The organism is Streptococcus sp. Marseille-Q4154, from assembly GCF_916700545.1.
Classification (GTDB): domain Bacteria; phylum Bacillota; class Bacilli; order Lactobacillales; family Streptococcaceae; genus Streptococcus; species Streptococcus infantis_I.
This window is the reverse complement of record NZ_CAKAKN010000001.1, coordinates 865333-877845: the sequence shown is the minus strand read 5'-3', so window position 1 is coordinate 877845 and position 12513 is coordinate 865333. Positions and strand designations below refer to the sequence as shown.

10 protein-coding genes are annotated in these 12513 nt (G+C 38.5%); 7 read left to right on the top strand and 3 right to left on the bottom strand.

What is annotated here, in order from left to right:
- Positions 1–194 precede the first annotated feature (194 nt).
- The 5 genes from LG369_RS04420 (at position 195) to LG369_RS04400 (ending at position 7336) form a co-directional block, all read left to right on the top strand.
- Positions 195–995: a dihydroorotate dehydrogenase electron transfer subunit gene (locus tag LG369_RS04420; RefSeq protein WP_070678205.1), complete on the top strand. Its 801-nt coding sequence runs from the start codon at positions 195–197 to the stop codon at positions 993–995.
- Complete coding sequence (locus LG369_RS04415; protein ID WP_225750497.1) at positions 958–1941, top strand: dihydroorotate dehydrogenase; 984 nt, start codon at positions 958–960, stop codon at positions 1939–1941. Before LG369_RS04420 ends, LG369_RS04415 begins: the two co-directional genes overlap by 38 nt.
- 54 nt (positions 1942–1995) lie before the next feature.
- Positions 1996–2907: a bifunctional riboflavin kinase/FAD synthetase gene (locus LG369_RS04410; protein ID WP_070678241.1), complete on the top strand. Its 912-nt coding sequence runs from the start codon at positions 1996–1998 to the stop codon at positions 2905–2907.
- A 210-nt stretch (positions 2908–3117) separates the two neighbouring features.
- Complete coding sequence (locus LG369_RS04405; RefSeq protein ID WP_413252024.1) at positions 3118–4020, top strand: metal ABC transporter solute-binding protein, Zn/Mn family; 903 nt, start codon at positions 3118–3120, stop codon at positions 4018–4020.
- A 7-nt stretch (positions 4021–4027) separates the two neighbouring features.
- Positions 4028–7336 carry a pneumococcal-type histidine triad protein gene (locus LG369_RS04400; RefSeq protein WP_225750379.1) on the top strand — a complete coding sequence of 1103 codons (3309 nt, stop codon included), beginning with the start codon at positions 4028–4030 and terminating at the stop codon, positions 7334–7336.
- Positions 7337–7362: 26 nt separating this feature from the next.
- Here the strand turns inward: LG369_RS04400 and pepT are convergent, their stop codons facing one another.
- The gene (pepT, locus tag LG369_RS04395; protein ID WP_225750378.1) at positions 7363–8586 is read right to left on the bottom strand and encodes a peptidase T; all 1224 of its coding nucleotides are present in this window, start codon (positions 8584–8586) and stop codon (positions 7363–7365) included.
- 154 nt (positions 8587–8740) lie between these two features.
- On the opposite strand from pepT, the gene hemH reads away from it, so the two are divergent.
- Positions 8741–9835 (top strand): ferrochelatase, encoded by a 1095-nt coding sequence (gene hemH, locus LG369_RS04390; RefSeq protein WP_225750377.1) that lies wholly within the window; start codon positions 8741–8743, stop codon positions 9833–9835.
- Positions 9836–10123: 288 nt separating this feature from the next.
- On the opposite strand, the gene mnmE is transcribed toward hemH, so the two are convergent.
- Positions 10124–11497: a tRNA uridine-5-carboxymethylaminomethyl(34) synthesis GTPase MnmE gene (gene mnmE / locus LG369_RS04385; RefSeq protein ID WP_225750376.1), complete on the bottom strand. Its 1374-nt coding sequence runs from the start codon at positions 11495–11497 to the stop codon at positions 10124–10126.
- A gap of 124 nt (positions 11498–11621) precedes the next feature.
- Complete coding sequence (locus LG369_RS04380) at positions 11622–11804, bottom strand: 4-oxalocrotonate tautomerase (RefSeq protein WP_001117401.1); 183 nt, start codon at positions 11802–11804, stop codon at positions 11622–11624.
- A gap of 122 nt (positions 11805–11926) precedes the next feature.
- Between LG369_RS04380 and LG369_RS04375 the strand changes: the two genes are divergently transcribed.
- Positions 11927–12511 carry a thymidine kinase gene (locus LG369_RS04375; RefSeq protein WP_225750375.1) on the top strand — a complete coding sequence of 195 codons (585 nt, stop codon included), beginning with the start codon at positions 11927–11929 and terminating at the stop codon, positions 12509–12511.
- The last annotated feature ends 2 nt before the right edge of the window (positions 12512–12513 follow it).

Here is a 12513-nt window from a genome sequence, read left to right as displayed (position 1 = left end):
TACAGTATACTAGTGAAAATTTAACCTTTAAGGGCAGTCCAGAGAGACTCACAAGGTGTCAGAGAAAAGAAGCTACAATGGAAACAAGTAAGCAAGTGCTTATTTGCTACTTTTGTGTAAATATCTTAACTGAAACCTTGCAAGTGCAAGGTTTTTCTTTATCTGATCCCCTTAAAATTTAAGGAGGAAAAGTTATGAATCCAAATTGTAAAAAACGAATGGGTGCCATTCGCTTAGATGTTATGAGAGTAGTATCTCAGGAGGAAATCGCGCCAGCAATCTTTGAGCTTGTACTTGAAGGAGAAATGGTGGAAGCTATGAAAGCGGGCCAATTTCTTCATTTGCGTGTACCTGATGATGCCCATCTCTTACGTCGTCCAATTTCGATTTCATCAATAGATAAGGCGTCTAAGCAATGCAGACTTATCTATCGAGTTGAAGGAGCAGGAACAGCAATCTTTTCAAGATTAAAAACAGGTGATAGCATAGATGTTATGGGACCTCAAGGAAATGGCTTTGATTTATCTGATTTAGACAAGAAGAATCGTGTTCTTATAGTTGGTGGTGGAATCGGAGTGCCGCCCTTACTTGAAGTAGCTAAACAACTGCATGATCGTGGTGTTGAAATAACAACTGTTTTAGGATTCGCTACTAAAGATGCTGTTATTTTGGAAGATGAATTATCCAGATTTAGTCAGGTCTTTGTAACGACTGATGATGGATCTTATGGTATTAAAGGAAACGTATCGGTAGTGATTAATGAATTTGACACAGAATTTGATGCCATCTACTCTTGCGGTGCACCTGGTATGATGAAATATATCAATCAAACCTTCTATGACCATCCAAGAGCTTATCTATCTCTAGAATCTCGTATGGCCTGTGGCATGGGGGCTTGCTACGCTTGTGTCCTGAAAGTGCCAGATAGTGAAACAGTTAGTCAACGTGTGTGTGAAGATGGGCCTGTATTTAAAACAGGAACTGTTGTTTTATAAGGAGAGTGTCATGACTACAAATCGATTACAAGTTTCTCTACCAGGCTTAGAATTAAAGAATCCTATCATTCCTGCTTCAGGCTGTTTTGGTTTCGGACAAGAGTATGCCAAATACTATGATTTGAATCTCTTGGGCTCTATCATGATTAAAGCTACAACCCTTGAACCACGTTTTGGTAATCCAACTCCTCGAGTGGCTGAAACACCTGCTGGTATGCTGAATGCCATTGGTCTACAAAATCCAGGACTAGATGCCGTTCTCTCTGAAAAGTTACCTTGGTTGCAAAGAGAGTATCCCAATCTTCCAATCATTGCCAATGTTGCTGGATTCTCAAAGCAAGAATACGCAGCAGTTTCTAGTGGTATTTCCAAGGCACCTAACGTGAAAGCCATTGAGCTCAATATTTCTTGTCCAAACGTCGATCATGGGAATCACGGACTTTTGATTGGGCAAGACCCAGATTTAGCTTATGATGTGGTAAAAGCAGCCGTAGGGGCATCATCAGTTCCTGTCTATGTAAAATTAACGCCTAGTGTGACGGATATCGTGACTATTGCAAAAGCAGTAGAAGATGCTGGTGCTAGTGGTCTCACTATGATCAATACCCTTGTTGGTATGCGCTTTGATCTCAAAACTAGAAAACCAATCATTGCCAATGGTACTGGTGGAATGTCTGGTCCTGCAGTCTTTCCGGTAGCTCTTAAACTAATACGTCAAGTAGCTCAAACAACTAATCTTCCAATCATTGGTATGGGAGGAGTTGATTCAGCTGAATCCGCTATAGAAATGTATTTGGCGGGTGCGTCAGCAATAGGAGTCGGTACAGCAAACTTTACCAATCCTTATGCCTGTCCTGATATCATTGATAACCTACCAAAAGTCATGGACAAATATAATATCGAAACTCTGGAGCAATTGAGAAAAGAAGTAAAAAGTAGCTTATAGTTTTTTAAATTCGTAATATTTTGAATGCCTTCTTCTTTTTGGTATAATATGACTATGATTGTAACAATACCTATAAAAACTGAAAAAGACATTGCAACACCAGGACCAACAGTCCTTGTTTTAGGATATTTTGATGGTATCCACCTTGGACATCAAAAATTATTTAGTATTGCTGGTGAAATTGCTGCTAAGAAGAGATTAAGCGTTGCTTTAATTACATTTCATGAATCACCAAAATTAACCTTAAAACCCTATTCACCAGAAAATTTACTTCATATCTTGAATGCAGAAGAACGTGAACGTAAGTTTAAACGTGCTGGTGTTGAAAATCTTTATTTAATGGACTTCTCAAGTCGTATCGCTAATATGACAGCTCAAGAGTTTGTAGATACCTTTGTCAAAGAAGTTAAAGCAGATACCATTGTAGTTGGATTTGACTATAGTTTAGGTTCTGATAGAAAATCAGCTGAAGATTTAAAAGAAATCTTTGATGGAGAAGTAGTTGTAGTACCTCCTGTAGATGATGAAAAAGGAAAGATTAGCTCTACTCGTATTCGTCAAGCTATCCTTGAAGGGAATGTGAAAGAAGCAGGTCAGCTGCTTGGGAATCCACTTCCTACAAGAGGAATAGTCGTACATGGTAATGCTCGTGGTCGAACAATTGGTTATCCAACTGCCAATCTCGTGCTCTTGGATCGTACTTATATGCCGGCAGATGGTGTCTATACCGTTGATATCGAAATCAAGAGAAAACTCTATCGAGGAATGGCCAGTGTCGGTAAGAACGTAACCTTTGATGGAGAAGAAGAGCGTTTTGAAGTGAATATCTTTGATTTTGATGAAGATATTTATGGCGAAACAGTGACCGTCTATTGGTTAGATCGTATCCGAGATATGGTGAAATTTGACGGCATTGAACAACTGGTCAAACAACTCGAAGAAGATGAAAAAGCTGCAAGAAAATAAAAATGAAGTTCGAATGAAAATTCGAGCTTTTTGTTTTTCAAAAGTAGTCGATTAAGAGTCTTAGATTTATTTTTTCTATTGGTAAAATTTTGGGAAAAATTAAATTTCTAGCTTGACATCTTAAATTATAAGGAGTAGAATATTTACTAGTTAATTAAATGGTTAAATACTAGTTAAGGAGTTCTAGTGAAAAAGATAATACTAATATGTATGCTATCTTCTGTACTTGCCTTATTTTTAGGAGCTTGTAGTCAAGATAAGCAAAATGATGTCAAAGAATATCATGGAATGAAAATAGTTACCAGTTTTTATCCTGTATATGCTATGGTAAAAGCAGTTTCGGGTGAACTTAATGATGTAAGAATGATTCAGTCTAGTTCAGGCATTCATTCTTATGAACCGACAGCAAATGATATTGCAGCTATCTACGATGCGGATGTATTTGTTTATCATTCTCATACCTTAGAGTCTTGGGCGGGTAGTCTAGACCCAAGTCTACAAAAGTCCAAGGTTAAGGTCCTAGAAGCATCTGATGGTATGACCTTGGATAGAGTATCTGGCTTAGAAGATATAGAAGTAGGAGAAGGTGTGGATGAGAAAAGTCTTTATGATCCTCATACTTGGTTAGACCCTGAAAAGGTAGCTGAGGAAGCACAAATTATTGCTGATAAATTATCAGAATTAGATAGTGAGAATAAAGAAATATATCAGTCGAATGCGAAGAAGTTTATTGATCAAGCTCATGAGTTAACAAATAAATATAAACCTATCTTCGATAAAGTGGAGCAAAGAACGTTTGTGACACAACACACTGCTTTTTCTTATTTAGCTAAGAGATTTGACTTGAATCAACTTGGTATTGCTGGTATTTCTCCTGATCAAGAACCAAGCCCAAAACAACTGACTGAAATCCAAGAATTTGTTAAGACCTATAAAGTTAAAACTATTTTTACAGAGAGCAATGCTTCGTCTAAAGTAGCTGAAACGCTTATCAAGTCAACAGGTGTGAGTCTTAAAACTCTCAATCCTTTAGAGGCAGACCCACAAAATGATAAGTCTTATTTAGATAATTTAGAAGAGGATATTGCAATACTAGCAGAAGAATTGAAATGAGGAAATTATGAATAAAACAAAGAAATACTTAGCTGGATCAGCAGTAGTTATTGCGCTTAGTGTTTGTGCATATGTTTTAAATCAGCACCAAGAAGCAGAGAAGAAGGAAGATAATCGTGTATCTTATGTTGATGGGAAAAAGAATGAATCTAAAAAGAACGAAAATTTGACTCCTGATCAAGTTAGCAAAAAGGAAGGCATTGAGGCCGAACAAATTGTTGTGAAAATTACTGATCAGGGATATGTGACTTCTCACGGAGATCATTTCCATTACTATAATGGTAAAGTTCCTTTCGATGCGATTTTTAGTGAAGAACTAGTCATGAAAGATTCAAGTTATCAATTGCGCGATGAACACATCATTAACGAAATTAAAGGTGGTTACATCATCAAAGTTGATGGAAAATATTATGTCTACCTAAAAAATGCTAGCCAAGCTGAAAATATTCGTACCAAAGAACAAATTGAAAAACAAAAACAAGAGCATACATCTGACCAAAAAAATGATTCTAAGGAAGTTGTGGCAGCTAGAGCTCAAGGACGTTATACAACTGATGACGGTTATGTCTTTAACGCTTCTGATATCATTGAAGATACAGGAGATGCTTATATCGTTCCCCACGGAGGACACTTCCATTATATTCCTAAGAGTGATCTGTCAGCGAGTGAATTAGCTGCCGCAAAGGCTTATTTATCTGGCAATAGTTCAGCTCTCAGTCAACCCTTGTCACTGACACCGAATAATGGTGTTTCTGCAGCAGATGATGGTTATGTCTTTAACCCTAATGATATTGTCAGAGATACTGGCGATGCTTATATCGTACGACATGGGGACCACTATCACTATATCCCTAAATCATCTCTTAACAATCATCAAGCACAATCTAACACTCCAAGCTTAGAAAGTCCTTCTAATTCCACACCAAATAATCCGTTACCACATGTTCACCATGAAGAAGAGGAACACGATCATGGTTTTGATTCAAATAGAATTATAAGTGAAGATTCAGAAGGTTTTGTTATGAGCCATGGCGATCACAATCATTACTTCTTTAAAAAAGATTTATCACCTGATCAAATTAAGGCCGCACAAGATCACTTGTACGGCAATAAACATTCAGAAACTATCCCAGATAATCATAGCAGTCATAAACCAGAAGAACACCATCATGATAACCATGGAAACCATCATGAGGAAGAACACGATCATGGCTTTGCAGCAGATCGAGTGATAAGTGAAGATGATAAAGGATTTGTCGTTTCTCATGGAGATCACAATCATTACTTCTTTAAAAAAGATTTATCCCCTGATCAAATCAAGGCCGCGCAGGATCACTTGTACGGAAATAAACAATCAGAAACTAGCCCAGATAACCACAGTAGTAAACCAGAAGAACACCATCATGAGGAAGAGCACGATCATGGATTTGCAGCAGATCGAGTGATTAGTGAGGACGACCAAGGTTTTGTCGTTTCACATGGAGACCATGCCCATTATTTCTTTAAGAAAGATTTATCAGCGGAGCAGATTAAAGCTGCACAAGACCATCTTCATAGCCATCAGCAGACAGAACCTGTTAAACCACTTGCAAAAGATGTAGATGCTTTTTCAAGAGACGCCAGTGATGAAGAAAAGATAGCTTACATCTCAAAAACTTATGGTGTTCCACTTGAGGCTATCAGAATTTCAAATGGATTCTTTGTATTTGGTAATCCAGACCAGGCTTATGACCCAACTCACATTCACCCTTACGCTGTTCGTAAGGAACACGTTCGTATTCCACTTCAGACTGGTGATGCGGAGCTTGATTTCCTAAATGAACTCTACACAACCGCTCTTCGCGATGGAGTCTCTCCTTATAGTTTGCAAGTTGAAAATGGTAGTTTCGTCATTCCTCATGGAGACCATAACCACTACATCAAAGTTCAAACTAAAGGTTATGAAGTCGCTTTGAAAAACAAAATTCCTGCATTACAGTCAGCTTACCAACCTGGTGCTTTTGATGAAAAAGCAGTACAGTATAAGGTTGATCAACTTCTCGCAGAAAGTCGTGAACTTTATAAAGATAAGCCAAGTCTGCAAAGACAGATTGAACTCGCTTTGGGGCAATTCTCTGAAAATATGAAGAAGCTATCAACCAATTCAACTGCAGGATATTTGGCTGCTTTGGATTTGTTTGACAAACAGTATATCCATATTGACTCTAGTGTCAAACCAACAGAAATCAGTCCTTTAGACAAGAAATATCAAGCTTTAGTAGATAAGATTAGTACCTTGGATACAGATGCTTATGGACTTCCTAAAAAGGATCTCTTGACTCAGCTCCAAGAAAATAAACTGGCGCAAGATGAAGCTGGTTTAGATGCAGTTGAAGCTAAGTTACAAGCTCTGCAAGACTTTAATGACCGTACGGGTGTTACAACAGTCGAATACATCAAGTATTTCTACCAACATCTATCTGATGGACGCTTAAATGACAATCTCCGCAGTAAAGTTGCCAACTTAACTTGGACACTTTATCAGTCCCAATCCTTCCTTAAGGCAACCGACTTGAACAAACTCTTCCCAGAAATCTACCAAACAAAACTGGAAGTTGAAGAAGCACTGAAAAATGAGCCGGTTGCAAGCAAGACTTCTGAAACAATCTTAGATACAGAAAAAGTTGATGGTCATAGTGCTAAAACTGCTGTTTATGAGTTCTTGAAAGGTTTGTATGACGATATCAAACCTGAGGAACAAAGTAATCATGTCTTAAAAGGGCAAGTAGAAGAGTTACTAACAAAAGCTGAAGAATTAGTGAATCAAGTCAATGAGGAGGGGGTTAAAGCTTCACTCTCTGACGAAGTGAAAAATCTGAAGGTTGCTTTGGAGAAAGAAGACGCAGACCTTGATGAATTAAATACACAAGTCCAAGATCTTCTGAAACGCATTTCACAGACTATTCAGAATGAACGTGAAAATGCCAAACAAGATCCAGAGGTCGTGGCTCTCTATCAACAACTATACAACGGAGTCATTGCCCTTCATACTTATTTGGAATTGAATAATGGTTCAGATGCTGACTTTGAAAAAGTAGATGCTCTGTTTGATAAACTAGCAGCAGCAAGTAAGGATAAGCAGGCTCTTCTAGCAGTTGCCCAAGAAATAGTCTTGTTAAATCAAGAGCTTAGATCTAAAGTAACGCCAAGTCAAGAAACACCTGTTGAAACAAAACAAGAAACACCAGGTCAAGCTAGCACCGAAGTAACAAGTGAAGAATCAAGTTCACATTCAACTACTACAAGTCCTGAAACAAGTGACAAAGAAGTAAATTAAAAAGAAGTAGCATTGCTACTTCTTTTTTAGTCTTTATAAGCTACAATTCCAATAATAGTATCAACTGCACGTTCCATGGTTTGTAGGCTAACGTATTCAAAACGGCCATGCATGTTTTCACCACCAGCGAAGATATTCGGAGTTGGAATTCCCATAAACGAAATCTTAGAACCATCTGTACCACCACGAATTGGTTCGATAATTGGTGTAATATCAAGACTTTCCATAACCGCTTTGGCAATGGTTACTGGAGTCATATCCTTTTCGATGACTTCTTTCATGTTGTAGTACTGGTCAATCAATGTTAAAGTGACACGATCACTACCAAGTTCTTGGTTCATCTTATCAGCGATAGCTTGCATAGCAGATTTACGCGCTTCAAAGTTTTCTTTTTCGAAATCACGAATGATATAGCTAGCACGCGCTTCCTCAACACTACCAGATACATCCATGAGGTGGTAGAAACCTTGATAGCCCTCAGTCAATTCTGGGCGGTCACCAGCTGGGAGTTGATTGTGGAAGTCAATCGCTAATTGAAGGGCGTTAACCATTTGTCCTTTAGCTGTTCCTGGGTGAACATTACGACCTTGGAAGTGAAGTTCTGCACCTGCCGCGGAGAAGGTTTCGTATTGAAGTTCACCAAGAGGCCCACCGTCAACTGTATAAGCAAAGTCGACATTGAAATCTTCTGCATCAAATTTGTTGGCACCAACACCGATTTCTTCATCAGGTCCAAAGCCGACACGAATTTCGCAGTGCTTAATTTCAGGATGAGCAGTCAAGTATTCGATGGCTGTCATGATTTCGGCGATACCAGATTTATCATCAGCACCTAGAAGGGTAGTCCCATCAGTAGTAATCAAGGTTTGTCCAGGATATTTCTCTAAGCTCTTAAAATCTGCAGGATCAAGTTTGAAACCAGAATTCCCAAGCTCGATAACTCCCCCATCGTAGTTTTCAATAACTTGCGGGTTAACACCTTCAGCATTAAAATCAGCCGTATCCATGTGGGAGATAAAACCAATCTTGCGAGTTAAACTTGGATCGTTAGCTGGAAGTGTACCGATAGCAAAACCGTTTGGCAAATAATAGACATTTTGCAAACCGACACGTTTCATTTCTGGGATGAGGACATTAGTCGCAAAGTCTACTTGACTCTGAGTGCTTGGTGTAGTAGTAGAATTTTCGTCTGAACGTGTGTTAACCTTAACATAAGTTAAAAAACGCTCTAGTAATGTTGGATATTTCATCGTAACTCCTTTTTTCCTTCTTTTAAAACCATTGTATCATAGAAAGAAGAGAAAAACAAAAGTCAAAAGGAAGATAAAATCCTTATGTTAGCGTTTACTTATGGCTTCTTTAATGATACAATAAGAAAGATAAAAATATCACAAGGATGCAGAGATGAAAAGAGCAATTTTAATGATGACATTTGGTTCACCAGAAGAGATTACCTTTGAAGGAGTAGCCGACTTTTTTACCAACATTCGTCGAGGAGTTAGACCTCAAGACCACGAAATTCAAACCCTTTATGATAATTATGTTCGAATTGGAGGAACTCCACTTCAAAAAATTACCCGTGAAGAAGTTGCCTTGGTAGAAGCTAGGTTAGGTAATGAATATAGTGTCTATTTTGCCAATAAATTTTCAACCCCTTTTATTCCAGATATAATTCGGCAAATGGAAGTAGATGGAATTGAAAAGTGTATTTGCTTAATTTTGGAGCCACACTATTCTTTTTACTCTGTCATGGGGTACGAAAAGTTTCTTGAAAGTAAACAAATTCAGTTTTTAGTTATTAAGGACTGGTATCAAGAAGAAACACTATTGAACTATTGGACAGCTGAAATTGCTAAAATTTTAAAAGAAAAGGTGAAACAGGATAGCTTTAAAGTCGTCTTTTCTGCCCACAGTGTGCCTATTTTTGCCTTGGATTTTGGTGATCCCTATATCGACCAGATTTTCGAAAATAGCAAGTTAATTGCTGAGAATTTAGGCTTGAAACCAGAGCAATATACCAACACTTGGCAGAGCGAAAGTGATATTGGTATTCCTTGGATTAAACCAGATGTATTAGAGTATCTTAGAGAACAGGAAGAACATCCAGAGCATTATATTTTTGTGCCTATTAGTTTTATCAGTGAGCATATTGAAGTCTTGTTTGACAACGATGTGGAATGTCATGACTTGTGTCAGGAATTGGAGGTAAACTACCATCGTCCACCAATGCCAAATACAGATTCTCGTTTGATTGATGCCTTGGTCAATATTATCCGAGCTAATGAACATAAAGAATTTAGAGAATTCCTCCCAGAAGAAGAAACCTTTGATGAATTAGTCCCTTCGGAGGAAACTAAGAATATTCTAGATGAATCACAAGACTTACAAATGCCAGAATTTGTTAAAAAATTAATTGAGAAAAAAGGTCGTGAAAATGTCAAGATGCCCTATTTAATCAAAAAAATGCTTGAAAAAGCTGGCAAATTACCTAAAGACTAAGTGAAAATAGAAAAGAACTGGTAAATTTTGTTTCAAATATTTGCTAAGGCAGGATATAACTTAGAACGTGAAAGAAAAGGCGGTGGGACAGAAATCAATAGACAAAGTCTTGATTTCGTAGTCTCAGCCCCGCGAGGATGATTAGGAGCTTTTTGGAGTCTAAAAGACGAACAAAAAGTTCAATCAGCTACCGCGTCAAATTATGATTGATAATAAAAATTGAGGTCGGGATCTTTTTGTCCCAACCTCTTTTTAGGTGACTAGTATTTTTTTGACCTAGTTTTTATGTTATTTACCTAAACAGAATTGACTAAACAACTGGGTAATCAGCTCATCTGGCGCAGCATCACCAGTGATTTCTCCGAGGATTTCCCAAGTACGAGTCAAATCAACTTGAAGCAGATCAACTGGCATACCCAGTTCAAGACCTTCGTTAACTGCTTGTAAGCTTTCAACAGCTTTTTCGATTAATGAAATATGACGGGCGTTGGATAGATAAGTAGCATCTTGTTCGACCAAGCCAGCATTTTCAAAGAAGAGGTTATTGATGCGTTCTTCAATCTTATCAATGTTTTGATTTTTAAGGACTGAAATACGAATGACATCATCTGGAAGCTCAGTAGTTTCAATCGCTTCTGGCAGGTCAGTTTTGTTGAGAAGAATGATTCGATTAGTATCTTGACTAATTTCAAGAAGTTGTCGGTCTTGGGCAGTTAGAGGTTCGCTAGCGTTTAGGACTAGTAGTACCAAGTCAGCTTCCTTAAGGGCTTTTTTGGAGCGTTCAACCCCGATCTGTTCCACGACATCATCTGTTTCACGAATACCAGCAGTATCAATCAACTTCAGTGGAACACCGTTGATATTGACGTATTCTTCAATGACATCTCGAGTAGTCCCTGCAATATCCGTTACAATGGCTTTATCTTCACGAAGGAGGTTGTTGAGGAGACTTGATTTCCCAACGTTGGGACGACCAATGATGGCTGTTGAAATTCCCTCGCGGAGGATTTTCCCACGACGTGCAGTTTTTAGGAGATTGGTCAAGAGTTGTTCAAACTCCATAGTTTTTTCGCGGACAACAGCAGTAGTTGCTTCTTCCACATCGTCATACTCAGGGTAATCGATATTAACCTCAACCTGGGCCAGAGTATTGAGAATTTCCTGACGAGTATTGTTAATGAGGTCAGACAGGGATCCATCAAGTTGTTTGACTGCTATATTCATAGCCTTGTCAGTCTTAGCACGGATGATATCCATAACAGCTTCAGCCTGAGTCAAGTCTACACGACCATTAAGGAAGGCACGCTTGGTAAATTCACCAGGTTCTGCCATGCGAGCCCCTTCACGGATAGCCAATTGCAGGATTTCATTGGTTACGGCGATTCCACCGTGAGTGTTAATCTCGATAATATCTTCACGAGTAAAGGTCTTCGGAGACTTCATAGCCCCAACCATGACCTCGTCCATAACCTTACCAGTCAAAGGGTCAACAATGTGGCCGTAATTAAGTGTGTGGCTAGCAACCTGACTCAAGTCTTTGCCTTTAAAAATCTTTTGCGCTATGGCAAAACTGTCTGTTCCGCTCAAGCGGACAATACCAATGGCTCCTTCTCCGAGAGGTGTGGAGATTGCTGCAATGGTATCAAATTCACGTGTAATCATGTTAATTCCTTTTTAAAAATTGAATCCTTTTATTTACTAATATATCTTAAAATTGTAACAAATTAAAGTTATTTATTCAACGAATGCCACTTATAAAGAAAAGCCTAAGCAGATCGCTTAAGCTTTACTTAGTGCGCATCTCCCCTTGCGGGAAGTAAGTTCCTTCAGGCATATCGTTGATGATGACATGAACAGCAGATTGTGGTGCACCAGTGTTACGAACCACAGCTTCAGTTACTTCTTTTGCTAGGGCTTTCTTTTGCTCGAGCGTGCGCCCTTCAAATAAATCGATGCGTACAAATGGCATAATAGCTTCCTCCACTAGTTTTTGATTTCTTCTATTTTACCACATTTTGCCGTTTAAAGCTTTGAGAAAATATGGTATACTAGAATGTAGCAAAAATTTAGAAATGGACGTGAAATAGAAGCATGGCACAGTTGTATTATCGTTATGGGACTATGAACTCTGGCAAAACGATTGAGATTCTTAAGGTAGCCTATAACTATGAGGAGCAAGGAAAAGGAGTTGTGATTATGACTTCAGCTCTGGATACACGTGACGGTGTTGGTTATGTCTCTAGTCGCATTGGAATGAAAAGACCAGCAATTGCTATTGACGAAGCGACAGATATCTTTGGGTTTATCCGAGATTTGCCTGAAAAGCCTTATTGTGTGCTTGTTGATGAAGCTCAATTTCTAAAAAGTCATCATGTTTACGATTTAGCCCGTGTTGTCGATGAGTTAGACATACCTGTTATGGCTTTCGGTTTGAAGAATGACTTTCGCAATGAGCTGTTTGAAGGTTCTAAACACCTCTTGCTTTTAGCAGATAAGATTGATGAGATAAAGACCATCTGTCAGTATTGCAAGAAAAAAGCGACCATGGTGTTGCGCACGCAGGACGGTCTGCCAGTCTATGATGGTGAACAAATCCAGATAGGTGGTAATGAAACCTATATCTCGGTTTGCCGTAAACATTATTTTGCCCCTGAAATCAATAAGGAGAATCAATAAAA